This is a genomic window from Marinobacter sp. (assembly GCF_048266785.1).
Taxonomy (GTDB): domain Bacteria; phylum Pseudomonadota; class Gammaproteobacteria; order Pseudomonadales; family Oleiphilaceae; genus Marinobacter.
Genome location: NZ_JBLWYX010000007.1, coordinates 161,371 through 185,343, shown reverse-complemented (window position 1 = coordinate 185,343; position 23,973 = coordinate 161,371). Strand labels below are relative to the sequence as shown.

The following is a 23,973-nucleotide window of genomic DNA, read 5'->3' as shown; positions in this document are numbered from 1 at the left end:
ATTGCTTTGGAGCCTGAATGACCAAACCAAACAACAGCGTATACCAAATCAAAGTGACACTCACCGGAGCGCAACCACCTATCTGGCGGCGATTACTGATTAAGCCAGACACCACCTTTCACGACCTGCACCGGATTATTCAGGTGGCGATAGGCTGGCGGGCTTCGCACCTGCATTTGTTCCAGGCAGGCGACGGCCGTTTGATTGGGGACCCGGCCGAGGACTTTGATGGCATGCTGGACTTTCTGGACGAAACCACCGTGCCTGTGTCCGGCGTGCTGCATAAAGAAGGGCAGCAACTGAAGTATGAATACGATTTCGGGGATAGCTGGGAGCATGAGGTAAAACTTGAAAAGATCCTGCCCGGTGATCAGGCGGGCCCGCTGCCCAAGTGCATAAAAGCGGTACGTCAGTGCCCACCGGAAGATGTCGGGGGCTTGCCGGGGTTCTATGATTTTCTCGAGGCCATGGACGATGCTGCCCACCCGGAACATGTTGCGGTGCGAGACTGGATGGGTGGCGAATGGTTTGAGCCCGAGTATGTGGATCTGGGCCAGATCAACGAAGACCTTCTGGAACGGGATGCCTTGTTCAGTGAAGCCGAGCCGGATTTCGCTCCGCAAGCCAGCGACTTTCTGGGCCTTAGCCCTAACCAGGTGCATGAGTTACTGCATAGCCCACTGAATTGCCCCTCAGTCTTCAAACCCCTGCTGGATGCCGAAGCCGTAAGCCGCGAACTGGATTCCGCCCCGGTGATGCGCATGGCCAAAGTGCTGATTGGGGAAATAGGCGATAAGGGCATTCGCCTGACGGGTAAAGGCAACCTCCCACTCAAGCATGTAAAGGCAATGATAGAAGCCGGGGGAGAAGACATTGTGTTCCCCATGGCGGCCTTCAGCGCAGCGCGTTCGGAAGAGCATGTTTTGGGCGTAAACCTCACCCGCGTGCTAATGGAAGTTGCCGGTTTCACAAAAAAGGAAAAGGGCCGCCTGCTGCTCAAGAAATCCGCCGCCAAGCGCATTGAGAAAAAAGGCTGGCTGACCTTTTACATGGATATCCTTTCTGCGGCTCTTTCACAATTCAATTGGGCCTGGATGGATCACCGTGAAGGCATGGACGATGTGCAATACATAGGCCCGTTTATCTTCTGGCTGCTCTCGGAAAAAGGCGGCCAGTGGCTGCCCGTGCAGGATTACCTCAGTGATATGTTAAAAGCCTTCCCACGGTTGCCCCTCGCAGCATACCCGGTTAGCTTTGCAAGCGAGGAGCAGCAGGCGAGGTGGGCGCTGGAATCCCGAATGATACGGCTTTGCCGGCTGCTTGGTCTGATAGAGCTGAGCCCGGAATATGCTGGATTTCAGGAGGATGATCTGCAAATGATGCAACGGACGGCGTTGTTTGAGGGGATGTTTGTTAGGAGTTGATATCGGAGAGGTCTGACGATGACGCTGCAAGGGAGTACAAATAAATACGGCCGGGTTCGATTGCCCGGCCGTTTTGGTTTTGATGCTTGGTTTTAGCCCTGTAGCAACTGCAAGACCTGCTGCGGTCGAGCATTGGCCTGGGCCAGTACCGAGAGGCCAGCCTGTTGAAGCACCTGAGTGCGGGCCAGTTCGGCGGATTCGGCGGCGAAGTCGGCGTCGCGGATTCGGCTGTTGGAGGCTGAGAGGTTTTCTGCAGTGGTTGCCAGGTTCGCGATGGTGGACTCGAAGCGGTTCTGGACGGCGCCGAGTTCTGCTCGGAAGCCGTTGATTTTGTCGATGGCGTAGTCAAGTGTGACCATTGCGCGGTCGGCCCCGTCTGGCGTCGATATATCCGTGCTATTGAGCGAGACGGTGTTGTTCGCAGCCGTATACGTTCCGGTGAAATCTATGTCGTTGTTGGTATCTCCGTCCAGATCGGACGTGATCTGAACAGCAATGTCGCCTCCAAACTGTGATGAAAAGACAATTTCGCTATTGGTTCTATTGAGGTTCGCCTTTACGCCTGTTTCGTTTGTTTGTGCGTTGATCGCACCAACCAGGTCGTTGAGTGAGCTGACGTCTGCAGAAGAAAAGGAGACTCCGTTTATCGTGAAATCAACAGCAGCTTCTTGGTTCGACTTGAAATAGTCAGCAAGGGAGCCGCCCTCTGATTTGAGCGTTTGAGTAAACGTGGCTGCTGGAGGCCCCGCGCCATCTGTCAAATCAAAGGACACAGGTACGGTTTCGCCGGAGCTGTTGGTGAATGTCAGAGTGTCGGTGCCAGTATCCCCTGAAACAGTGATGTCCGGGAAGTCCCCGGCGATAGCGGTCACTATATTACCTGCGAGGACTGTAATATCATCTCCTGCAGTGGTGCTAACGCTGTAATCGGTGCCGTTAATGTTCAACGATCCTGAAATGGCGGTCGAATAATCAAGACCCGTTGCGGTGGTTTCATTCTGGAAAGGCATTATTTTCGATGCAAAGCCAGTAGTGGCTTCTATTGTTGCACCAAGTTGGCTGCCTCTTGAATCGAGCCCGCTGATGCCTATTGTTTCACCAGCGTTGGCTCCCACTTGGAAAGTTTGCGTTCCGAACGTTCCATCCAGCACCTTGAGCCCGTTAAACGAGGTTTGGCTTGCGATACGGTTGATTTCTTCAACGCGTTGCTGAACTTCCTGGTTCAGTGCCTGGCGATCAGAAATGCTGTTGGTGGCGTTGGCCGACTGGACGGCCAGTTCACGAATGCGCTGCAAGTTGTTGGTGATCTCATCCATGGCCCCTTCGGCAGTTTGTGCCAACGAGATGCCATCGTTGGCATTCCGCTGTGCCTGGTTCAGGCCGGAAATCTGGGATTGGAACCGCTCTGAAATGGCGAGGCCAGCAGCATCGTCTTTGGCCGAGTTGATGCGCAGGCCAGACGACAGGCGTTCCAGTGCCGTGTTGGCCTGAGTCTGTGAGGCGTTCAAGTTACGCTGGGCATTCAGCGAGGCGATGTTGGTATTAATGACCTGAGGCATATCTAATCTCCCTACTCAGAGGTGCCGGGTCACGCTGCTCATGGTGATTGAGGCAGCATACCGGCAAAAATTCGTTAAATGGCCGTTTGTAGGGAGACTAAGCGAAGTGTGTGCCAGTTCTTCTGATTAAGTCTTAACCATCTAATAAATAAAGAAATACTTTGTGATTTTTAGTGGGGTTTGACATGAGGTGCCAGATTCCCGGCGGGTAGGGCGGGAATCGAATTGCCGCTTTTTCAGGAGAGTGGTTGGCTCCAAGTATTGTTTTCACTAATGGAAGAAGGGTAAAAGGCGTTTTAAGACAGCTGGATAAATTCTTTTCCCGTGGTTTTACATTCCTTTACAAAATCCCTGGCTTTTTTCCTAAAGCAACCAGATCAGATGCCGTTAAGTGAAGTAACAGGGCGGCGCTCCAAACCAAAAAAGAGAACGCCAGACCTTATCCATGAAAGAACGACTTCTGTCGAAGGGGAAGTATTATGGCTCTTGGAATTAACACTAACGTCGCTTCATTGAACGCCCAAAATCAGCTTGGCAAATCTCAGAGCATGAATGACCAGGCTCTTCAGCGCCTGTCATCTGGTCTGCGCATTAACTCGGCCAAAGACGATGCCGCGGGCATGGCGATTTCTACTCGCTTCCAGTCCCAGATTTCTGGCCTGAACGTAGCGCAACGTAATGCCAACGATGGCATCTCTTTGGCGCAAACCGCTGAGGGTGCCCTTGATGAGATTACCAATAACTTGCAGCGCATTCGTGAGCTCTCGGTTCAGTCGGCCAACGCGACTAACAGCGACTCAGATCGTCAAGCCCTGAACGATGAAGTTCAGCAGCGTATTGCTGAGATCGATCGAATCTCTTCCCAAACCGCTTTTAACGGCCTTAAAGTCTTGGATGGCACATTTGGACAGCAAGCTTTCCAGGTAGGTGCCAATGCGGGAGAGACTATTGGCATTAATTTAACTCAGGGAACAAAGTCCGATCAAATTGGTTCTATTGCCTCTCGTGAACTGCAGGTGACTGGTACTGCCCTCACCGGTGACTTGGAACTTACAGTAGGTCAGGGTGAGACAGTTACAGTTGGTGCTTCGACGGATGGTTCTGCCAAGTCAGTTGTTGAGGCAATAAACAAAGCTAACGTGTCAGGACTGACCGCAACTGCCACAAATGAACAGACTTTGACGTTTGGTGCTGTTTCAGGTGATGACGCCGACTCCTTTGTGCTTGAAATAAATGGAGAAACGGTTGTTTCCGTTACTGACCTGACATCAGGCATCGACGCTGACGCTCTGATTGCAGATGTTAACCAGGAATCAGGCGCTACTGGTGTTGTGGCTAGCAAAAACAAAGATGGCGATGTCGTTTTCACCGCTGCAGATGGTAGGGATATAGAGGTAACGCAAACGCTTACTGATAACGCTGGTACAACGCCAGCGGCGGCTGCAGGTGGTATTACTGCGATGGTGAATGGCGCTACCTCTACCGCAGTCGCAGCTGGTGGCGTTGCAGTAACTGCATATGGTCAGATATCGCTCGAGGCTCAAGAGTCTATCGAAGTCGGGGGTACAACAGATGCGGCTCAACTTGGTGCTCCAGGAGTTATCGCACTGGATCTTAATAAGACCATTTCAGATGTAAAAGTCGATACTGTAGAAAACGCAAACTCTGCCATTAAGGCGGTTGATTCGGCACTTAACTCTGTGAACAGCCTGCGAGGCGAACTCGGTGCCATCCAAAACCGCTTCGAGTCCACGATTGCGAACCTTGGCACCTCTGTTGAGAACCTGAGTGCGGCCAACAGCCGGATTCTGGATGCTGACTTCGCCTCGGAAACTGCAGCACTTGCCAAGTCCCAGGTACTGCAGCAAGCCGGTATCTCGGTACTCGCACAGGCTAACGCCCGTCCGCAGCAGGTTCTGTCTCTCCTGCAGTAATAGGCCTGGCGGTATCAGCCGGAACCTTCGGGTTCCGGTTTTACGCCGTCTCAGGATAGTGAGGTGAGCTATGAATGACGTTAACCTGAATAACCCGGAATTAAAGCTTGTGCGCTCTGGCGCTCCTCAGGCTCCGGCCAAGGCAATGTCGTCATCTCAGGCCGAAGGCAGAAATGCTTCCGAGCTTGCGGCTTCATCAATTGGGCGTGCTTTATCGCATCAGCCCGCTTCTCAAACTCAGGGCGTTTCGAAAGCTGAGCAGCTTCAGAAGCGAAATGAGGCGCAGCGAGAGGAGCTGAATGAAGCGGTGTCGCAGCTGAACGACTATGTTCAGAATGTCCAGAGGGATTTGCAATTTGAAGTGGATAACGATTCGGGGCAAACCATCGTGAGGGTGGTTGATCAGCAAACCCAAGAGGTTGTCCGGCAGATGCCTGATGAAGTGGCGTTAAGGTTGGCAGAGAAATTGCAGCAGGATGAACCGCTGACGTTGTTCAACATCAAGGTTTAGAAAATGTAAATAATTGCCGCTTTTAGTTTGATGTTGGCAATGGTTGTTCAGCACCGCTGTTCCCGTGAGGGGGCTGGCGGTGTTTTGGGCTTTGGGCTTTGGGAATTGGGGTTCCCCCTCTCCCTTGGCCCCTCTCCCGCGAGGGGAGAGAGGAAACAGCACGAGAGCTGGGTCGCCTTGTTACGTGGTGTTACAAATTGGCGATAGAATGAGGCAAAGGTTTGCCGCTTGCGGCCGTTAAACGGGTTATACGTTAAAACAGACTATAAAGTGATCAGCCCCTTCAAGGAGGCATCGGTATGGCAGCTATTTCATCATTGGGGATTGGGTCGGGCGTGTTGACGTCTGATCTGGTGGATCAGTTGGTCGCGTCAGAGCGCGCACCGACTGACAACCGGCTGGCTCAGAAAACCCAGCAGTCAGAGGCTATGTTGTCTGCCTATGGCAAGCTGCGTAGTGCCATTACTGAGCTGCGGCTGCCCATGCGCCAGTTGAGTTCTGCCGACAACTTGAAGGCGTTCTCGGCCACTTCATCTAATGAAGATATCGGTGTTTCCGTAGACAGTACAAAAGCCAATCGCGGCAGCTACAGTCTGGAGGTAACCAGTTTGGCCACTGCCCAGGCACTGGCGTCGAAGGATGTGTTTGCAGATCGCGATACGGCTCCCGTTGGCGAGGGTACACTCACGCTGTCGGTGGGGGATAGAACCAAAGAAATCACCATCGATAGCAGTAATAATTCACTGCAGGGCTTGGCAAACGCTATTAACGATGCCGGCGTGGGTGTGTCTGCGGGGGTCATAGATACGGGTAGTGGGTTTCAGTTGGTTCTCTCTGCTGATGAAACCGGTACCGCCAATGCGGTGAGCATCACGGCGAACGATAGTGACGGCAACAACCTTGATGGCGTTGGCCTGTCTCGTTTTGCTTTTAATGCCGATATGGAAACAGGCGCAGGGTTCAGTGAGACCATTGCTGCTACCAATGCAGTGATGGAAATCAACGGCATTGAAGTTACCCGCTCCTCCAACAGTTTTGAAAATGTGATTGATGGCCTTTCGTTCAGCATCAAGGACATAGGTGCTTCTACAGTAAAAGTCAGCCAAGACGTGGGTGCCGTAACGGATCGGGTTCAGGGCTTTGTTGATAAGTTCAACGCGCTGCAATCTACTATTGATAGCTTGGCAGGGTTCAACAGCGAAGCCGGTGTAGGCAGCTTGCTTACTGGTGATAGTACTGTGCGCGCACTTCAAGGTCAGTTGCGCCAAGTGCTTACCGGCGTAGTGCCAGGCTTGGAGAATGCCAAGGTGCGTAGCTTGGCCGATGTGGGCATTTCCACCGATCCCAACACGGGTGCTTTGGAATTTGACCGCGAAGAATTTGAAACTCAGTTAAAGAACAACCCGGATGATGTCACGGCGTTGTTTGCTGAGCAGGGAAGGGCGACTGACAGCCAGGTGGAGTTTGTGCGCAGTGGCACGAACACCCAAGCCGGTAAATACGATATCAACGTTACTCAAGCGGCCACACAGGGCAAGCTGGTTGGCGATTCTGGAGTAGCGGGAACAGTCACGATAGATGACAGTAATGACGAATTTACACTGGAGATTAATCGCAACATTTCGGTGAATCTGAAACTTGCCCAAGGGGCCAGCGTTTCTAGAGAGGCATTGGTGGCCGATATTCAGGCGCAACTGGATAGTGGCATTAACGCAGGCCTGAATGATTCTGGTGAAGCAGTGCGGGTGGGGCTGGATAGCGATAACAAGCTTACGTTTACCTCTGGTAAATACGGTGCGGAGTCCAGCGTTAGCGTTACGTCTGTGGAGAACGGTACTGCACTTGGCCTTTTTGTAGCGGGTGGTACTGATGGGCAAGATATTGCTGGCACCATTGGTGGCCAAGTAGCCAAGGGCGATGGCCAAGTTTTGTATCTGGGTAGCGATAACGGCCCGGCTTCTGGTTTGCAGGTGCGTGTTTTGGGGGACCAGATCGGCGACCGTGGCTCCCTCAATTTTGTGCAGGGTATTGGCAAAAGTACGGTTGACCTCGTCAACAGCTTTGTGGGTGCTGAAGGCAAGCTTGAATCCCGCACCAGTAGCCTTAACCGCGAACTGGAAAAGATTCAGGAAAGCCAGGTTAAGCTGGATATACGTATTGAGTCCTATCGCGAGCGATTGGTTAAGCAGTTCAGTGCCGCCGATTCGCTGATTTCCCAGCTTAATAACACCCGGGATTATGTAACCCAGCAGCTTGAAGCGCTGTCTCCTCAGAACTTCAACAAGTAGTAATTCCGGCTAACGCTTTGATAATCCGGCGTGGCCGGTGAGAAACGAGGTTTACGATGAAAGGTTTAAAGGCGTACCAACAGGTAAATACCCAGACCAGTATCACCGATGCCGATCCCCACAAGCTGATTCAGTTGCTTTATAACGGCGCTCTGGAGCGGATCAATATGGCCAAGGCCCGGATGCAGGCCAAGGACTATGCCGGTAAAGGCAAGCTGATTGGTAAGGCGATTGAAATTATCGGTGGGCTGAAAAGCTTTCTGGATTTTGAAAAAGGTGGTGAGTTGGCTGCACGGCTTGAAGGCCTCTATGACTACATGGAACGTACGCTTCTGGAAGCCAGTGCCAGGAACGATATAGCCAAGCTGGATGAGGTAGCTGACCTGCTGCGCTCTATCAAAGGCGGCTGGGATGGGATTCGCGAAGAGGCAGTAGCGCAATCGGCTCAGGTTGGTTGATTTGAGCCTTCCCCCTCTCCCCCAGCCCCTCTCCCGCAAGGGGAGAGGGGAGCAAGCCCCCAAAGCCTGAGAGCAGTGCTGTTAAAGCCCCTCGCCCCCTGCGGGAGAGGGGTTGGGGAGAGGGGGCAATAGCCAACTCACCCACCATCCCGTACAATATGCCCCTTCTTTTCGATACATCCATTCTGTTCAGTCTGGAGCAAAAAGCATGTCTGATATTAAAAAGGTGGTGCTGGCCTACTCTGGTGGCCTGGATACTTCCGTTATTGTTCGGTGGTTGCAGGATACCTATAACTGTGAGGTGGTCACTTTTACCGCCGACATCGGTCAGGGCGAGGAAGTTGAGCCGGCACGGGCGAAGGCCGAGGCGTTGGGGGTTAAGGAAATTTACATCGAGGATCTGCGCGAGGAGTTTGTGCGCGATTACGTGTTCCCGATGTTCCGCGCGAACACCGTCTACGAAGGCGAGTACCTTCTGGGTACGTCGATTGCTCGTCCTCTGATTGCCAAGCGTTTGATCGATATTGCCAACCAGACTGGCGCAGACGCCATTTCCCACGGTGCGACCGGCAAGGGTAACGATCAGGTTCGTTTTGAGCTGGGTGCTTATGCACTGAAGCCGGGTGTTAAGGTTATTGCGCCTTGGCGTGAGTGGGATTTGAATTCCCGTGAGAAGCTGCTGGCTTACTGTGCAGAACGCGATATTCCGGTTGAGATGAAGAAGGGCAAGTCGCCTTACTCCATGGATGCCAACCTGCTGCATATTTCCTACGAAGGCATGAATCTGGAAGACCCTTGGGCGGAAGCCGAGGAAGAAATGTGGCGTTGGAGTGTGTCTCCTGAAGCGGCGCCAGACAAGCCAACATACATTGAGCTTACCTACCGTAAGGGTGACATTGTTGCCGTTGACGGCTTGGAAATGAAGGCGCACGAAGTTCTGGAGCACCTGAACAAGGTTGCCGGCGCCAACGGTATTGGCCGTCTGGATATCGTTGAGAACCGTTATGTGGGCATGAAGTCCCGTGGCTGTTACGAAACCCCGGGTGGCACCATTATGCTGCGTGCCCACCGTGCCATCGAATCCATCACCCTGGATCGCGAGGTGGCGCACCTGAAAGACAGCCTGATGCCGCGTTATGCCGAGGTTATTTATAACGGCTACTGGTGGTCGCCGGAGCGTGAAGCTTTGCAGGCACTGATCGATCAGACCCAGGAATACGTGAACGGTACGGTTCGCCTGAAGCTCTACAGGGGCAACGTGGATGTGGTTGGCCGTAAGTCTGACGACTCACTGTTCGATGAGACCATCGCGACCTTTGAAGAAGATCACGGTGCTTATGACCAGAAAGATGCGGAAGGCTTTATCAAGCTGAACGCTCTGCGTCTGCGGATTGCCGCTGGCAAAGGTCGCAAGCTTTAAGGTCAGGTTTAGGTTTTGCGTGGGCACAAAAAACAAAAAGGCCAGCGAAAGAGCTGGCCTGAAAAAGAACAACGAAAGTGCCTGAAAGTTCGTTAGTTCGATGGATTTCCCATTTGGTGGCGGAGGTACAACACGGCTCCTCCGCCATGGGGGATACTGCTTAAATCCACAATGCCAGAGTAGGCCGTTCGCTGTGCTGTGTCTGTGCGAGATGTGTGTCTCAGTGTTACGGACTGTTTGCTCGCTCAGGCGCTTACGCCGATCTTTGGTGCGGTCTCGGTAAACCGGCGAGTCTCATAGGCATCAACCAGGCCATGCACCGAGGCCCGTTCCATATCCTGAACGGATGGCGTTCCGTTCTGGGCGTCGGCTTTGCAAAGCACCATGCCTGCTTCTATAGAAATATACCCGGCTGTGGTTTTCAGCGCCTTGTGGTTAATGCCATCAAACACCCGGCGAAAGGCGGTTGTTGTGCAGTGATCGCTGTTCGGGAAGTAGGCAATGATCGCAAATTGATTATCACCGACCCGGCACAGAACATCGATGGGGCGAATCAAGGTGCTGAGCCTGCGCGCAATGCCCACCGACAATTCATTCATGACGGTGTGTGGGTGCTTGCGTTTGAGTTCTTGCCAGTTGCGAATGCCGCAGAGCAGGTATGCCGACGCGCCGCCCCGGGATTCAGCATGGCGCAGTATCTTGGTTAGCCGGTCCCGACCATATCGGTTGTTGCAAAGCCCGGTTTCAAGGTCGATGATGTTGCTGGATTCCAGCTCCCGGTTATTCTCGATCAGCAGGGCATTGGCGCGCAGTAGCGTGTTCTGGCGCTCTGCCATGCGGTCAGCGGCGAAAATCCTGGGGATCAGTTGCTTGGTCATGTCAGATTTGTAGATGAAATCATCCACGCCCCGGTCAAACGCTTCCGCTAAAGCGGCGACACTTTCCCGGGCGGTCAGCAGCATCACGTAGGTGTAGTGGTTGTTCCGCTCATCCTGTTGGCGGACCTGATCGGTTAACGCCAGCCCGTCCATTTCCGGCATCAGCCAGTCTGCGATCAGTACACTTACCGGGCGCTGTTTCATCAGTGCGAGAGCGGCCAGTGCGTCATTGGCGATACGTACGTCGCGATAACCGGCATTTCGCAGGGTGCGGCCAACCACCATACTGCTGAATTTCGCGTCGTCTACTACAAGTATTGGAAGGTCCAGATTTGGCATGATTGTCTACTTTTTACAGTCCGTTGTCAGATGCGGCGGTTAGCGGGGCTTGGTATGCTTGCCTCTACTTATAACGTCGACAGTATACTCGCTACAACGACAGGAGAATAACGACCATGCCTTCTTTTGATATTGTTTCCGAAATTGACATGCACGAAGTCACCAACGCGGTGGATAAAGCCAGGAAAGATCTTGGCAACCGCTGGGATTTCAAAAACGTAGATGCAGACATTGAGCAGGATGATAAGGGCGTGACGGTCAGTGCCGAGCAGGAGTTTCAGCTGGAGCAGTTGATTGACATATTGCGCATGGCGTTTGCCAGCCGCGATATTGATGGCCGCGCGCTTTCTGAAAGCGGAGAAAGCAAATCCGGCAAGCTGGTGAAGCAGCATTTCGTGCTGAAGCAGGGCCTTGAAACCGACATGGCGAAAAAGATCGTGAAGCTGATCAAGGACGCCAAGCTGAAAGTGCAGTCCAGCATCCAGGGTGACAAAGTTCGTGTAACCGGCAAAAAGCGGGATGATCTGCAAACGGCGATTGCCCTGCTGCGTGAGACCGAGCTCGATGTACCACTGCAGTTCAATAATTTCCGAGACTGATCCGGAGGCTCACCATTTCAACCGGCAATCGCCTGGCACTGACCCGGGATACATTCCACACCTACACTCGCTGGCAGGTGATTGCGTTATTGTTTCTCGGTTTTTCTGCCGGGTTGCCGTTTTTGCTGGTGTTCTCCACGCTAAACGCTCGCCTTGCGGACGTTGGTGTGGAAACCGCGACCATCGGATTCTTCAGCTGGCTGGGGATAACCTATTCCATCAAGGTGTTCTGGGCTCCAGTGGTCGACCGTTTGAAGCTGCCGATATTGGACAGGCTGCTGGGGAAGCGCAGAAGCTGGATACTGCTGGCACAGACGGGGATTGCGACCGGCCTGTATTTGATGGCTCAGGTCGACGCTACTGCAGCACCCGAAATGATGGCGCTTTGCGGTTTGCTGGTGGCGTTTTCATCCGCCACTCAGGATGTGGCTATTGATGCCTACCGCATTGAAATTGCCGAAGAGCGGCTTCAGGCCGCTCTGGCAGCAACGTATATCTTTGGCTATCGGCTGGCCTTGCTGGTAGCCGGTGCAGGTGCGCTGTATCTGGCAGAGTTCTGGTCCTGGCAGGTGTCTTATGAAGTGATGGCCGCGTTGGTGGGTGTCGGTGTTTTGACCGTGCTGATTGTGCGCGAGCCGACGGTGAACCATTTTGCTGCCGCCCGGGACATCGCTCAAAAAATCGAAATGGAAGCGGCAAAGCGTACCCATTTAAGCCCAGGGTTGGCTCGCTTTGCAGGTTGGTTTTATGCCGCAATTGCCGGGCCTTTTCTGGATTTTTTCCGGCGCTATAAAGAGCTTTCCATTGCGATTCTGGTGATGGTGGCGGTTTACCGCATTTCTGATATTGCCATGGGTGTGATGGCCAATCCGTTCTATCTCGATTTTATGGGTTTCAGCAAAACCGAGGTTGCGGATGTCACCAAAATCTTCGGGTTCTTCATGACCATCGCCGGTTCTTTGGCCGGCGGAGTTCTGGTTGTGCGCTATGGCACGAGGAAGATATTGTTGGTCGGTGCGATCATGACCGCGGCCACGAATCTTCTGTTTGTATTTCTGGCTCAGTATCCGCCCAACCTGATCACCCTGGCGGCGGTGGTGAGTGCCGATAACCTCAGCGGCGGCATCGCCAATGTGGCCTTGATTGCCTGGCTTTCGAGCATGACCAGCGCGTCTTTTACAGCTACACAGTATGCGCTGTTCAGTTCTCTGATGACGCTGCCCGGGAAGTTTCTGGGCGGGTTCTCGGGGATGGTTGTTGCGGGTTTTGGTTATGCGGAGTTCTTTCTTGTGGCGGGTCTGATGGGCATCCCCGCGATTTTGCTGGCTCTGTTCCTGATTCGCCAGGGCGACAGGCTGGATGCGCTGGCGCCCGACCATTCTGGTAACGACAGTGCAGACGCTGGGCAGACAGCAAGCGGGTAAAGTGTATGGAACCGGGCAAAGATCAGAAAATCTGGCAGGTCGTACTCGCAATCCCACCGGGTAAGGTCGCAAGCTACGGCCAGGTCGCCGAGATGGCTGGTCTCGGTCGCCAGGCACGCTACATCGGCAGGGCGCTCGGCAAGCTCCCGCAAGGCCACTCAGTGCCTTGGTATCGGGTTATTCGCAGCAATGGCCAGATAGCCTTCCCGGAAGGCTCCGAGACATACTGCAAGCAGGTCGGCTTACTGGAAGCCGAGGGCGTGGAAGTGGTCAATGGCCGGGTGGCTATGCGCCGGTTTCGTTGGCAATAAGAGTCTGCAGGTGTTCAAGCACCGTTAACTGCTCACCGTTCGGGTTCTGAGTAAGCCGGGTTGCGATGTAAGGCGATAGCTTTTTCAGGGCTTGTCGGCACTCTTCGTAAACTGCACTGACTCTCGATGCCGTCAGATCGCAAGCCTGCATTCCGAAGCGTTCAAGTGTCATGCGGGAGTGCCATTTTTTGCTGCCCGCGAGCGTTAGTGCTGGAATATCCTGGTTAATATAGGCTGTGGTGCAGACGATGTCGTAAGCAGGTGCAAGCCTTACTGAAGAGATGCTCTCGTAAACCAGACCAAAGTTTTTCAGGTGTGCATCCCCGTTTTGCAGTGCGTTGCTGATTACAAGCATTTTGAAGAACTGCTCCAGCGAAGCCCGTTTGTTTTCAGGGCTTACAAAGGTCTTTATTGTTTTTGCGATTTGTTCATAGCTACCTGTGTACTTGTCTTCTCGCTGCTTTGCCTGAAGGACACACATATCCTCAAAACCCAGCGCGCTTCCGTCGTCTCTGAGATCGAACCGCTTCATGATAAACAGGGATTCGTCGTCGGAGAGATAGAACTCCGGTGCCGGAATTCCCGCGTATTGGCAGGCAAGCATGCAACAGTATTCATTCAGGGCCAGGGCGGGGTAGTCTGCTCCCCAGGCTTTAACAATGAAGTCATCCAGGCGCAGAGTGGCTTTGTTCTCAAGTTGCGCCAGCACCTTGGGTTGAACGCCACTCAGTGCGGAGCGCAGTGCAAAACGCGAAACCAGTTCTTCAAATAATCCCGGATTACCGGAATGCAGAAGGGTATCCAGGTGCAGGGGCGACTTTTCAGATTGGTCATTACGTGCGTACTCAACGCGCCCCCGAACATTGGGGGCAAGCAATCTGAGAAGTCCGAAGTCGTCGGTCTCTGTAATTTTGGCGAATTGTTTTTTGATGATTGAGAGCAGGTAGCCCTCAGGCAGGTGCATCTCGAATACCGGGTGCAAGTGAGGATGGCTGTAATCCTTCCGGCGCACGGGCATGGTGAGCGAAACAAACTGGTCGGGTAGAGCTGCCTCGTTATATCGGAATATGAGTTCGTCTGTTTCCTGGAACAGATTCCCTGTGGGACGCCCTTCAACGCAAACGTTCAATTCATTGCGCATCCCTTAGCTCCTCAAGAGTAGGGAAGGGAGATTTATCCCGAAGGGCCAGTTCCTTGCCTAAGTAATCCAGTATTTTCATAACCTTGCGTATGCCAATGTCGCCCGATCGACCGTTTTCAAGTGCATTGATCGTGGCGCGGGAGATGCCAAGGTGCTCAGCCATTTTTTGTTGAGACACCCCATGCTGCTGGCGCAGGGTTGAGATTGTCTTGCCTAACGTTTGGTAATCCATTTGGGCAGATGCTTTGGCTAATTTACTTTACATAATAGTAATCGTTCTGATTTTGTAAAGTATTTTAATCAGTTAAATCCGCATCGCGCCGTCTACCTCGATCATCCGACCGGATAAGTAATCGTTTTCCAGGATAAAGGCGACAGCCGACGCAATTTCTTCTGGTTTACCCATTCGTTTGAGGGGGATACCTGCAATCAATTTATCGAGTACTTCCGGCCTCATTGATTCGGTCATTTCTGTTCCTACAAATCCCGGTGCAATGCCCATGCAGCGGATGCCATAGCGCGCAAGCTCTTTTGCCCACACCGGCACCAGTGCAGAGATACCGGCTTTGGCGGCGGAGTAGTTGCTCTGGCCCATGTTGCCGGCACGGGAAATGGAGGCAATGTTGATGATGACGCCTTTGCTGTCGCAGTTGATCATTTGGGTGGCGGCTTCGCGGCCACACAGGAAAACACCGGTAAGGTTAACGTCGATAACGGCTTGCCACTGGGATAACTCCATGCGCTTCACAATCTGGCCGTCTTTCACCTTGACCAGCAGGCCATCGCGCAGTATCCCGGCGTTGTTAACCAGACCGTTTAGCTGCCCGAAATCCTCTACGATGGCTGCAAAGGCTTTCTCTACTTCGTCTTCCTTCGTAACGTTGCACACGTAGGTTTTCGCTTCGCTGCCGGCTTCTTTGCAGGCTGCGGCAGTTTCGTCAAGTTTCTCTGGTACCAGGTCAATCAGGGCCAGCCTTACGCCTTTCGCTGCCAGGTACTCTGCCATGGCGCGACCCAGACCCTGGCCACCACCGGTGATTGCAATTACGGAATCTTGAAGTTTCATGTTTTGCCCTAAATTAAAGAGAAGGTGATACTGGAAAGGCTGCGAGTATACCAGACCTTGAAATGACCTTAGCCAGACCGCGAGAGCCTGATGTCTATATTATTATTTGTTTTCATTGTTATGCCGATCGCCGAAATGGCGGTGCTCATTCAGGTAGGAGGCATGATTGGTGTGTTCAATACCATCGGCTTCGTACTGCTGACGGCGGTTGTTGGTGCCTGGTTGCTGCGCCAGCAAGGCCTGGCAACGCTGCTCAAAGCCAACCAACGCCTGAACAGCGGTGAGTTGCCCGCGAAAGAAGTTGCCGAAGGGCTGATTCTTGCTGTTGGTGGTGTGCTGCTGCTCACGCCCGGATTTATCACCGATACGATTGGATTTCTCTGCCTTATTCCGTTTACCCGTCACTGGCTGGCTGCTCAGGCGTTGAAGCGCATGGTGACGTCAAGCAAGAGCGGTGGGTTCTATTTCCGTGCCGGTGGAGGCCAGAATCCGTTTGACCGGGATAGCAACGGCGACATCATTGAAGGTGAGTATCGGGATGAGACCAAAACCAGGCACGAGCGCCTTGATAAAAAATGAAAAAATTTATGAGGCGGGGTGTTGAAAACCCCGGTGCGGGCCCCACATAGATCCCACAAGTTCGCCGCAGGCTGATACCAGCTGAGAACAGCAGGTTAGAAGCCGGGCAATTTTGTCGGATTGAAACAACAATCCGGCCATCAACAGCAAATGTCATTGCCACATTAATCTGACTATTGGAGAAGCCGAGCAATGAAGATTCGTCCGCTACACGATCGTGTCGTTGTACGCCGTAAGGAAGAAGAAGAGAAAACTGCCGGTGGCATCGTGCTGCCGGGTAACGCCAAAGAGAAGCCCTCCCAGGGTGAGGTTGTTGCCGTTGGCAATGGTCGCGTTCTGGAAAATGGCGACGTTCGCGCGCTGGCAGTCAAAGCGGGTGACACCGTGGTATTTGGCCAGTACGCCGGCAACACCGTGAAAATTGACGGCGAAGAGCTGCTCATCATGAGTGAGAGCGATATTTACGGCGTGCTTGAGTGATCGCTGAAGCAATTCGCACGAACAGTCATTTATCCGATTGATTGAACGAATTCGGTTTAACGAACAGGAATAGAAACATGTCAGCAAAAGAAGTCAAATTCGGTGATAGCGCCCGCAAGCGCATGGTCGCAGGCGTCAATATTCTAGCGGACGCAGTTAGGGTAACACTCGGTCCCAAAGGCCGTAACGTGGTTCTGGAAAAGTCTTTCGGTGCTCCGGTCATCACCAAAGACGGTGTATCGGTCGCCAAAGAAATCGAACTGAAGGACAAGTTCGAGAACATGGGCGCGCAAATGGTGAAGGAAGTTGCTTCCCAGGCCAACGAAACTGCCGGTGACGGCACCACCACTGCGACCGTTCTGGCCCAGTCCATTGTTAACGAGGGCGTGAAGGCAGTGACTGCCGGCATGAACCCGATGGATCTCAAGCGTGGCATCGACAAGGCCACTGCAGAAGCCGTAAAAGCCATTCGTGAAATGGCCAAGCCTTGCGACGACAGTCGCGCTATTGCTCAGGTAGGTACCATCTCCGCCAACGGCGACGAGACAATTGGTCAGCTTATCGCCGATGCGATGGAAAAAGTGGGCAAAGAAGGTGTTATAACGGTTGAAGAAGGCCGTGGCCTGGAAGATGAGCTGGATGTAGTGGAAGGTATGCAGTTTGATCGCGGCTTCCTGTCTCCGTACTTCATCAACAACCAGGACAACATGTCTGTTGAACTTGATGACCCGTACATGCTGCTGGTCGACAAGAAGATTTCCAACATCCGTGAACTGCTCCCGGTGCTGGAAGCTGTTGCCAAAGCTGGCAAGCCGCTGATGATCATCGCCGAAGACATTGAAGGCGAAGCTCTGGCGACACTGGTTGTGAACAACATGCGTGGCATTGTGAAAGTCGCCGCTGTCAAGGCGCCGGGCTTTGGCGATCGCCGCAAGGAAATGCTGCAGGATATCGCCATTCTGACCGGCGGTACTGTGATTTCCGAAGAAGTTGGTCTGAGCCTTGAGAACACCACTCTGGATGATCTCGGCACAGCCAAGCGTGTAAACCTGACCAAGGAAAACACCACCATCATCGACGGTGCCGGTGCGCAGGCTGATATCCAAGCCCGTGTTGAGCAGGTGCGCAAGCAGATTGAAGACAGCTCCTCAGACTACGACAAAGAGAAGCTTCAGGAGCGTGTGGCCAAGCTGGCTGGCGGCGTTGCCGTCATCAAGGTAGGTGCGGGTTCTGAAGTGGAAATGAAAGAGAAGAAGGCCCGCGTTGAAGACGCCCTTCACTCTACCCGTGCTGCCGTTGAAGAAGGCATTGTACCGGGTGGTGGTGTAACTCTGATCCGCGCTATCGCTGCGCTGGACAAGGTTGATGCCATCAACGAAGAGCAGAAAGCCGGTGTAAACATCCTGCGCCGTGCCATGGAAGCTCCTCTGCGCCAGATCGTTTCCAACGCTGGCGGTGAGTCTTCTGTTGTTGTTGCCAAGGTTCGCGAAGGCGAAGGCTCTTTTGGCTACAACGCAGCGATTGAAGAGTACGGCGACATGCTGGAGATGGGTATTCTGGATCCAGCCAAGGTTACCCGTTCTGCGCTGCAGGCTGCAGCATCTGTAGCCTCGTTGATCATCACCACTGAGGCGATGGTTGCAGATGAGCCGGATGACGAGAAAGCCGGTGGTGGTATGCCAGATATGGGTGGAATGGGCGGAATGGGAGGCATGGGCGGCATGATGTGATGCCGTTCATACCGAGCTGATTCCGGCCACGTCTCAAATTCCGGGTCGTGGCTTGATCTGCCTTTAAAAACCCCGCGTTGGTTCACACTGACGCGGGGTTTTTGTTTTTTTCTCATGAACTTGGCCAAGGCGTTTGCTAGACTCGGCTACCGGTCTACTGTCTGTGTGTAACTGAATGAGTGACGCTGAACCCAAACCTTTTCTACGCCCCGGCAAGTTATTGCTTCTTGTGTCGCTCGGGGTGCTTGTCTATCTCGGGGCACTGATCGTTTTTATTCCCGCTGGCTGGATTTGGCACCAGGCTTCGCCGCACATTTCTCTCCCCCCTCAGGTTCAGGTTCGACAGGTGGCGGGCAAGGTCTGGGATGGTGCGGCGGGCGTTGTTGTTGCTGGTTTTCCGATGCGTGTTAAGTGGCAGTTGGGCTGGCCTTCTTTGACTGCTCTGGAGCAGCCCGTCCGGATTTCGGTGGAAACTCTTCAATCTGCGATTTCTGGTGATATTGCTGTGGGGTGGCCGGGTAATGCGCGCCTGAACGCACGCGGCAACATTGCTGTGGCGGAGTTTGAAGAACTGATTCGGCGCAGCGGTGGCGCCATGATTGAAGGCGACGTGAGTATTGATCGCCTGCAACTGGAATGGGCAGACGACCGTATTGTTCTTGCAGATGGCGTTGGTCGGTGGGCTGGCGGCAGGGTGAGCTGGCCTATGGGCAACCAGACAGGGCAGGCGCAGTTTCCGCCCATGCGGGCGAGCATCGACACCACCGATGGCGGTGTGGCTCTGGTAATTGCGGAGCAGACGGGCAGCGGCCCGGCAGCGGACGCCAGTATTCTCTGGAACGGAATGATGGAGTTGCGGGTCTATAAGCGCATGATTGACCTTGCCGGTCAGCCCTGGCCGGATTCAGCCAGCCCGGACGATGTTGTGTTCCGTGTAAGGCAGCCATTGCTTCCGGGAGCGCAATGATGTTTGCCAAGCTGACCCCCGACACCCAGCACCGGATTGCGAAAGTGGTCGCCAACCTGTTGCTAGTGGGGTTGGTGATCTATCTGGGTGTGGTTATGGCGAAGGCTACCTGGTTTTTTGCCTGGAGCGACAAGTCGGTTGCAGTCGCACCTTCCGTTAGCGCATCGCGAGCCTCGCTTTCGGGGAGCTCCGGCGGCTATCCGATGGCCAGCTACGAATTATTTGGCCGACCGGAAGTATCGGGGGAGGTGGCTGAGGCTGCCAAGCGTTCGGCGCCAGAAACCGGGTTAAAGCTCAGGCTTCAAGGCGTTCTGGTAGGACAGCGCCCGGAAGATTCAGGTGCTATAGTGGCCGGCAGTAACGGTGAAACTGCATGGTATCGGGTAGGCGATTTGCTGCCAGGCAATGCCGAGTTGGCAGAGGTGGAGCCTGGGCGCATACTGATTCGCCGAGGCGGTCGCTACGAATCACTGACGTTTGAAGAAGACGACAGCTCCACCATGGTTGCAGAGGCAGCCCCGGAGCCGGCAGAATCCTCACCGGAAGCATTTCTTGAAAACGCCAGGCAGCAATTGGACAGCGCCGGTGCTGAGGCCTTGATGCCTTATGGTCTTAGTCCCGCTGATGACAGCGGGAGTTCAGGCTACGTATATGACGGTTCCAACGCCATGCTGAACGCGGTGAATCTGAAACCCGGAGATGTAATTACCGCCATCAACGGGCAGCGCCTGGGGGATGTGCAACAGGATCGGTCGCTGCTGGAAAGCTGGCGCGGCCAGGCCAGTCTGGATATAGAAATTGAACGTGACGGGTCCATCCTCACGATAAGTTATGCCATACCTGAGCAGTGGCGCTGACCGGGTTCATCGATACAGGACGAAATCGCCAGATGTATAATTATAAGACCAACTTTCTGCGGGCCTTGGCTCTGCTAGTTCTTCTTCCCTTGATGTCGATGGCGTACGGCCAGGAGGAAACCTGGAGGCTGAACCTGAAAGATGCGGATATCCGCGCCTTTGTTACCCAGGTGGCGGATATTACCGGTTACAGTTTTGTAGTGGATCCCAGAGTGAAAGGTAAGGTTACCGTCCTTTCCAGTGCGCCGATGAACAAGAATGAGATTTATGATCTGTTTCTCGCGGTGCTGAACGTTCACGGTTTCACTGCCATTCCCGGAGAAGAGGTTATAAAGGTGGTGCAGCAGGTGGATGCGAAACAGTCCGCCGAAGCCCTTGGCCGTTTCCCGAGTATACCCTCCGAACAGCTTATTACCCGGGTTATCCAGATCGATAACGCGAACGCGCTGGAGCTGGTGCCCATCCTGCGGCCGCTGGTGGCAAAGTATGGCCACCTGGCTGGAGTGGCCGCCGCCAATGCGCTGATTATCAGTGATCATTCATCCAATATTCAGCGGATTGAGCAGATTGTCCGGGAGCTCGACAGCCCCTCCAAATACGAAGTGGAAGTGATCAAGCTCAAGGAAGCTTGGGTAGGGGATATGGTGGTTCTTTTGCAGGAGCTTGCGCCGGATGAGCTAGGCCGTGCCGGCAACGAAAGCGCCTCAAGAAAGTACAGTGTCACTGCAGATGAGCGCAGCAATCGCCTGATTCTCCGTGGGGATGAATCTTTCAGAAACAAGATGCGTGGGTTGATCTTTCAGTTGGACCAGCCCTCTGCCAGCGGCGGCGCAACCAAGGTTATCCGTCTCAGACACGCCGATGCCAAGAATCTGACTGAGATCCTCAAGGGCGTCATGGGTGAACTCGTCAAGGAAGGTGCCACAGGTACGGCCGGTGGCGGCGCTATGAACAGGCCTCAGGGCAATTTCGCAGTGTTTGCCGATGAAGGGCTGAACGCTCTGGTGGTTCGCGGCGAGCCTTCGCTGATGCAGGAAGCCGAAGAGATTGTGGCGGCCCTGGATGTGCGTCGTGCTCAGGTGATGATTGAGGCGGCGATTGTTGAGATCAGTGATGAGCTGGGCCAGGATCTTGGGGTTCAGGTGGCCGTTGGTGATGAGTCTGGGTCTTCGACTCCGGTTATGGGAACAAACTTTGGCAACGTTGGCCGCAGCCTGGGCGATGTGCTGGGCGCAATACTGAGTGAATCCGTTATTTCGCCGGCAGTAGGGGGTATTACCGTCGGTGCCGGCCAGAGAAATGAAAGCGGTGTGAGCTGGGGCATCCTTTTACAAGCGCTCTCAACCTCTGCAGCGGCCAACCTGCTTTCGACACCGAGCATCATCACCCTGGATAACCAGGAGTCAGAAATTATCGTGGGTCAGAACGTACCTTTCCGTACCGGGCAATCGACAGTCACAGGGGATGGCACGACTAATCCTTTTACCACGATTGAGCGTCGGGATATTGGCCTTACCCTGAAAGTGACCCCGACCATAAGCGCTGATGGCCTGGTGAGGCTGGTGGTTGAGCAGACCACAGAGAGTGTTGCCGACAGTATTGAAGATGCGTCGGACATTGTGACCAACAAGCGTGAAATAAAAACAACCGTACTGGCGGATGATGGCGAAACCATTGTGCTTGGAGGCCTGACCCGCGAAGACTACCAGGTAAACAAGAGCAAGGTTCCCCTGCTGGGCGATATTCCTTTTATCGGCCGTTTGTTCTCATCGGAGTCTGAACGCCGGATAAAGCGCAACCTGCTGGTGTTCCTGCGGCCGAAGATCCTGCTTGGGAAGACTGAGGCCGTTGCGGCTACCTCCGAGAAGTTCAACAAACTGTGGGAGGTGAATCTGGATATCCGCAACAAGTTGGGCTTGCCGGAGATGCGGGCCAATCCGGATATCGATATCCTGTTTAACACCGGCGAGAATAAGCTGCTGGAATGATACCGGCGTTGTTTAAATGGTCATCGGCGGCATCGGACAATCCATCTGGTCCGCCACTAACCGCATCAGCTCGTATTCCCGCACATCAATAACGCTATCGTAAGTGATGCAGTGCCCGCAGGCATCGATAACGGCGGGCTTGAGCAGGGGTGAAAGACCATTCAGCGCTTTCAGTGCTTCCTGTAACTGTCGCATCGTAACCTTAACCATTACCGGGTAGTCGTTTTTGCCATTGCTGGCGAAGCCTGCGATGGCCTCGTGGTACAAGATGTCTGTTTTCTGATCGTCGCCTGCCCCTGCTCTTGCCAGCAAGCTCAGAACCCTTTGTAGTGCCGGCATCACCGTTTTGTAGCTACGGTGGTGCACAGGTATTGCACGTTCTGCATCCGCGCCCAGATGGCGGGAGAGGAAGCTGGTAAGCGACAGCTCGAAGAGCGTGACCCGATTGTCTGCATCCACCAGTTTTCTGACGTTTCCAATCAGTTCGGCACGTTCGAGAGGATCCAGCTTACGTAGCGCTGGCATAGCGAGTTCCAGAGCCGGGAAACGCACAGCCTCCCCAAGGTTCTGAAGTGTCGGGATCAGTTTTGCCAGCAGGTCTGATTGTGCTCCAAGCAACGAATGGTCGGGAAGCAATTTGAGGCGTTCAGCTTGTTGTTGGTCGTTCAGATCGCTGATGAGCATGGCATAACAGAGCTGGATGGCACCGGCCCGGGTATACAGCAAGCCGCGGAAGGTTGATGGCAAACGTTGCAGGAGATGAACGGCAAAGTCTTCGCCTTCCGGGCTGATTGTGCCGACTCTTTCTGAAAGCCTTTGTGCAATCTCCGGGGCTGCCACCGACGTTGCGATGGCCGAGCCTGAATGTGATGTGCGCCGGCCGGAGACGGAACCGTGCCTGTTTGTGCCTGCACCTGCGAAGCCGGAAGCCTCTGCGGAGCTTTGCCCGGAGGTTGCCGCGCGCAGGTCGTCGCCAGGCTCTGTATCCCGAAGGCGGCTTTTCAGGCGCGCCATCAGCCCCGGCTGGATCGCGTTGATACGTTGTTCAATCGGAGGGTGGGAAGCAAGCAGCGATGTGAACTTCATGCGTGCGCTTTCTCCGAAGCACATGTGGTTCATGTCACTGGCGTGGCCGGTGGTATCCAGATAGCTGCCTCGCAGCCCGATTTTGAACAGGGCGCCGCCAATCCCATCGGGGTTGCGGGTAAACTGTACCGAAGAGGCATCAGCGAGAGTTTCTCGCTGGCGCGAGACGGCAGCCTGAATCAGGCGTCCGAAAAACACACCCACGTAGCCGATTACAAACAGAGCCACGCCAAGAACCCCCATGACCGCCTGTGCGCGACCATCACGATTGCGTGCAGATGATCGCCCGCCGCTGTAAAACGACGCCCGGAGAAGGAAACCGCCGATCTGGCCGATCATCAGTATGCCCGAAAGCAGGGCGATGAGGCGTACGTTCAGGCGCATGTCACCGTTGAATATGTGGCTGAATTCGTGACCCACAACGCCTTGAAGTTCATCCCGGGTTAACTGCGTGATGGAACCGTGAGTAACCACCATAACGGCAGTACCGGGCGTGTACCCCGCTACAAAGGCGTTGATGCCGGTTTCGTTATCCATGATGTAGAGTTCGGGTACAGCTACGCCGCTGGCAATGGCCATTTCCTCTACAATATTGCGCAGTTTGCGCTCATCGCCGTCACGGGTGTCGGGGTCAATGGGCCGTGCGCCGACCATTTTTGCCACGCGGCTCCCGCCTCCCGAAAGATCTACCCAACGTATGAGCGAACCTATAAATATGAGGGTTATCACAGCCGAGGCCGTGATCAGTCCGTGGCTGGAGAGCAGCCAGTAATGGAAGGGTTGTCCGGTGGTTTCACTGCGGGTGACAAAATAACCCACCAGGCTCACTGCGAGAGTGATCAGCACTACCGCGGTGAGAAACAGAAATACCAGCAGGCTGGTGTTGCGCCGGGCACTGGCCTGGCGTTGAAAAAAACCGGGATGAGCCATGTTT

21 protein-coding genes are annotated in these 23,973 nt (G+C 54.0%); 15 read left to right on the top strand and 6 right to left on the bottom strand.

Annotated features, from left to right (window positions below):
- Window positions 1-17: 17 nt before the first annotated feature.
- The gene (locus ACN0V1_RS12270; RefSeq protein WP_417545266.1) at window positions 18-1,424 is read left to right on the top strand and encodes a plasmid pRiA4b ORF-3 family protein; all 1,407 of its coding nucleotides are present in this window, start codon (window positions 18-20) and stop codon (window positions 1,422-1,424) included.
- A gap of 92 nt (window positions 1,425-1,516) precedes the next feature.
- Here ACN0V1_RS12270 and ACN0V1_RS12265 read toward each other — a convergent pair whose 3' ends face one another.
- A complete protein-coding gene (locus tag ACN0V1_RS12265; RefSeq protein ID WP_417545265.1) occupies window positions 1,517-2,983 on the bottom strand; it encodes a flagellin in 1,467 nt (488 codons plus the stop codon).
- Window positions 2,984-3,462: 479 nt separating this feature from the next.
- On the opposite strand from ACN0V1_RS12265, the gene ACN0V1_RS12260 reads away from it, so the two are divergent.
- From ACN0V1_RS12260 to ACN0V1_RS12240, 5 genes are all read left to right on the top strand, one after another.
- Entirely contained in the window at window positions 3,463-4,917 is a 1,455-nt protein-coding gene (locus tag ACN0V1_RS12260; RefSeq protein ID WP_417545264.1) for a flagellin, read from the top strand.
- A gap of 70 nt (window positions 4,918-4,987) precedes the next feature.
- On the top strand, window positions 4,988-5,428 hold the full coding sequence (locus tag ACN0V1_RS12255; RefSeq protein ID WP_417545263.1) for a flagellar protein FlaG: 441 nt from the start codon (window positions 4,988-4,990) through the stop codon (window positions 5,426-5,428).
- A gap of 299 nt (window positions 5,429-5,727) precedes the next feature.
- Window positions 5,728-7,716 (top strand): flagellar filament capping protein FliD, encoded by a 1,989-nt coding sequence (gene fliD / locus ACN0V1_RS12250; RefSeq protein WP_417545262.1) that lies wholly within the window; start codon window positions 5,728-5,730, stop codon window positions 7,714-7,716.
- Between the two features lie 56 nt (window positions 7,717-7,772).
- The gene (fliS, locus tag ACN0V1_RS12245; protein WP_417545261.1) at window positions 7,773-8,174 is read left to right on the top strand and encodes a flagellar export chaperone FliS; all 402 of its coding nucleotides are present in this window, start codon (window positions 7,773-7,775) and stop codon (window positions 8,172-8,174) included.
- A gap of 208 nt (window positions 8,175-8,382) precedes the next feature.
- A complete protein-coding gene (locus ACN0V1_RS12240) occupies window positions 8,383-9,594 on the top strand; it encodes an argininosuccinate synthase (RefSeq protein WP_417545260.1) in 1,212 nt (403 codons plus the stop codon).
- A gap of 245 nt (window positions 9,595-9,839) precedes the next feature.
- On the opposite strand, the gene ACN0V1_RS12235 is transcribed toward ACN0V1_RS12240, so the two are convergent.
- Entirely contained in the window at window positions 9,840-10,811 is a 972-nt protein-coding gene (locus ACN0V1_RS12235; protein WP_417545259.1) for a response regulator, read from the bottom strand.
- Window positions 10,812-10,927: 116 nt separating this feature from the next.
- Here ACN0V1_RS12235 and ACN0V1_RS12230 point away from each other — a divergent pair, with 116 nt between their 5' ends.
- The 3 genes from ACN0V1_RS12230 (at window position 10,928) to ACN0V1_RS12220 (ending at window position 13,145) form a co-directional block, all read left to right on the top strand.
- Window positions 10,928-11,410 carry a YajQ family cyclic di-GMP-binding protein gene (locus tag ACN0V1_RS12230; RefSeq protein WP_417545258.1) on the top strand — a complete coding sequence of 161 codons (483 nt, stop codon included), beginning with the start codon at window positions 10,928-10,930 and terminating at the stop codon, window positions 11,408-11,410.
- A gap of 77 nt (window positions 11,411-11,487) precedes the next feature.
- Entirely contained in the window at window positions 11,488-12,834 is a 1,347-nt protein-coding gene (locus ACN0V1_RS12225; RefSeq protein WP_417545257.1) for an AmpG family muropeptide MFS transporter, read from the top strand.
- 5 nt (window positions 12,835-12,839) lie between these two features.
- Window positions 12,840-13,145, top strand: coding sequence for an MGMT family protein (locus ACN0V1_RS12220; protein WP_291948545.1), 306 nt, complete (start codon window positions 12,840-12,842; stop codon window positions 13,143-13,145).
- Here ACN0V1_RS12220 and ACN0V1_RS12215 read toward each other — a convergent pair.
- From ACN0V1_RS12215 to ACN0V1_RS12205, 3 genes are all read right to left on the bottom strand, one after another.
- Complete coding sequence (locus ACN0V1_RS12215; protein WP_417545256.1) at window positions 13,120-14,286, bottom strand: type II toxin-antitoxin system HipA family toxin; 1,167 nt, start codon at window positions 14,284-14,286, stop codon at window positions 13,120-13,122. The two genes, ACN0V1_RS12220 and ACN0V1_RS12215, sit on opposite strands and share 26 nt — an antisense overlap.
- Window positions 14,276-14,518 (bottom strand): helix-turn-helix transcriptional regulator, encoded by a 243-nt coding sequence (locus tag ACN0V1_RS12210; RefSeq protein WP_417545255.1) that lies wholly within the window; start codon window positions 14,516-14,518, stop codon window positions 14,276-14,278. The genes ACN0V1_RS12215 and ACN0V1_RS12210 overlap by 11 nt, the downstream gene beginning before the upstream one ends.
- A 72-nt stretch (window positions 14,519-14,590) precedes the next feature.
- Window positions 14,591-15,352, bottom strand: a complete 762-nt coding sequence (locus ACN0V1_RS12205; protein WP_417545254.1) for an SDR family oxidoreductase — start codon at window positions 15,350-15,352, stop codon at window positions 14,591-14,593.
- A 90-nt stretch (window positions 15,353-15,442) separates the two neighbouring features.
- Between ACN0V1_RS12205 and ACN0V1_RS12200 the strand changes: the two genes are divergently transcribed.
- From ACN0V1_RS12200 to gspD, 6 genes are all read left to right on the top strand, one after another.
- Window positions 15,443-15,931, top strand: coding sequence for an FxsA family protein (locus ACN0V1_RS12200; protein WP_417545253.1), 489 nt, complete (start codon window positions 15,443-15,445; stop codon window positions 15,929-15,931).
- 192 nt (window positions 15,932-16,123) lie between these two features.
- Window positions 16,124-16,411: a co-chaperone GroES gene (groES, locus tag ACN0V1_RS12195; RefSeq protein WP_072796755.1), complete on the top strand. Its 288-nt coding sequence runs from the start codon at window positions 16,124-16,126 to the stop codon at window positions 16,409-16,411.
- Between the two features lie 77 nt (window positions 16,412-16,488).
- Window positions 16,489-18,141, top strand: coding sequence for a chaperonin GroEL (gene groL, locus ACN0V1_RS12190; RefSeq protein WP_417545252.1), 1,653 nt, complete (start codon window positions 16,489-16,491; stop codon window positions 18,139-18,141).
- A gap of 175 nt (window positions 18,142-18,316) precedes the next feature.
- Window positions 18,317-19,108, top strand: a complete 792-nt coding sequence (gspN, locus tag ACN0V1_RS12185) for a type II secretion system protein N (protein ID WP_417545251.1) — start codon at window positions 18,317-18,319, stop codon at window positions 19,106-19,108.
- Window positions 19,105-19,965, top strand: a complete 861-nt coding sequence (locus ACN0V1_RS12180; protein WP_417545250.1) for a type II secretion system protein N — start codon at window positions 19,105-19,107, stop codon at window positions 19,963-19,965. The genes gspN and ACN0V1_RS12180 overlap by 4 nt, the downstream gene beginning before the upstream one ends.
- Before the next feature lie 32 nt (window positions 19,966-19,997).
- On the top strand, window positions 19,998-21,953 hold the full coding sequence (gene gspD / locus ACN0V1_RS12175) for a type II secretion system secretin GspD (RefSeq protein WP_417545249.1): 1,956 nt from the start codon (window positions 19,998-20,000) through the stop codon (window positions 21,951-21,953).
- Between the two features lie 12 nt (window positions 21,954-21,965).
- On the opposite strand, the gene ACN0V1_RS12170 is transcribed toward gspD, so the two are convergent.
- Window positions 21,966-23,969 carry a M48 family metallopeptidase gene (locus ACN0V1_RS12170; protein WP_417545248.1) on the bottom strand — a complete coding sequence of 668 codons (2,004 nt, stop codon included), beginning with the start codon at window positions 23,967-23,969 and terminating at the stop codon, window positions 21,966-21,968.
- Window positions 23,970-23,973 lie beyond the last annotated feature (4 nt).

Bases quoted from the DNA above. Each gene is read 5' to 3' on its own strand.
- ACN0V1_RS12230 (WP_417545258.1), top strand. From the start codon at position 10,928: ATGCCTTCTTTTGATATTGTTTCCGAAATTGACATGCACGAAGTCACC.
- groL (WP_417545252.1), top strand. From the start codon at position 16,489: ATGTCAGCAAAAGAAGTCAAATTCGGTGATAGCGCCCGCAAGCGCATG.
- ACN0V1_RS12260 (WP_417545264.1), top strand. From the start codon at position 3,463: ATGGCTCTTGGAATTAACACTAACGTCGCTTCATTGAACGCCCAAAAT.
- ACN0V1_RS12240 (WP_417545260.1), top strand. From the start codon at position 8,383: ATGTCTGATATTAAAAAGGTGGTGCTGGCCTACTCTGGTGGCCTGGAT.
- fliD (WP_417545262.1), top strand. From the start codon at position 5,728: ATGGCAGCTATTTCATCATTGGGGATTGGGTCGGGCGTGTTGACGTCT.
- groES (WP_072796755.1), top strand. From the start codon at position 16,124: ATGAAGATTCGTCCGCTACACGATCGTGTCGTTGTACGCCGTAAGGAA.
- ACN0V1_RS12265 (WP_417545265.1), bottom strand. From the start codon at position 2,983: ATGCCTCAGGTCATTAATACCAACATCGCCTCGCTGAATGCCCAGCGT.
- ACN0V1_RS12270 (WP_417545266.1), top strand. From the start codon at position 18: ATGACCAAACCAAACAACAGCGTATACCAAATCAAAGTGACACTCACC.
- ACN0V1_RS12255 (WP_417545263.1), top strand. From the start codon at position 4,988: ATGAATGACGTTAACCTGAATAACCCGGAATTAAAGCTTGTGCGCTCT.
- ACN0V1_RS12200 (WP_417545253.1), top strand. From the start codon at position 15,443: ATGTCTATATTATTATTTGTTTTCATTGTTATGCCGATCGCCGAAATG.
- ACN0V1_RS12215 (WP_417545256.1), bottom strand. From the start codon at position 14,286: ATGCGCAATGAATTGAACGTTTGCGTTGAAGGGCGTCCCACAGGGAAT.
- ACN0V1_RS12170 (WP_417545248.1), bottom strand. From the start codon at position 23,969: ATGGCTCATCCCGGTTTTTTTCAACGCCAGGCCAGTGCCCGGCGCAAC.
- ACN0V1_RS12235 (WP_417545259.1), bottom strand. From the start codon at position 10,811: ATGCCAAATCTGGACCTTCCAATACTTGTAGTAGACGACGCGAAATTC.
- fliS (WP_417545261.1), top strand. From the start codon at position 7,773: ATGAAAGGTTTAAAGGCGTACCAACAGGTAAATACCCAGACCAGTATC.
- ACN0V1_RS12220 (WP_291948545.1), top strand. From the start codon at position 12,840: ATGGAACCGGGCAAAGATCAGAAAATCTGGCAGGTCGTACTCGCAATC.
- ACN0V1_RS12210 (WP_417545255.1), bottom strand. From the start codon at position 14,518: ATGGATTACCAAACGTTAGGCAAGACAATCTCAACCCTGCGCCAGCAG.
- gspD (WP_417545249.1), top strand. From the start codon at position 19,998: ATGTATAATTATAAGACCAACTTTCTGCGGGCCTTGGCTCTGCTAGTT.
- ACN0V1_RS12205 (WP_417545254.1), bottom strand. From the start codon at position 15,352: ATGAAACTTCAAGATTCCGTAATTGCAATCACCGGTGGTGGCCAGGGT.
- ACN0V1_RS12180 (WP_417545250.1), top strand. From the start codon at position 19,105: ATGATGTTTGCCAAGCTGACCCCCGACACCCAGCACCGGATTGCGAAA.
- gspN (WP_417545251.1), top strand. From the start codon at position 18,317: ATGAGTGACGCTGAACCCAAACCTTTTCTACGCCCCGGCAAGTTATTG.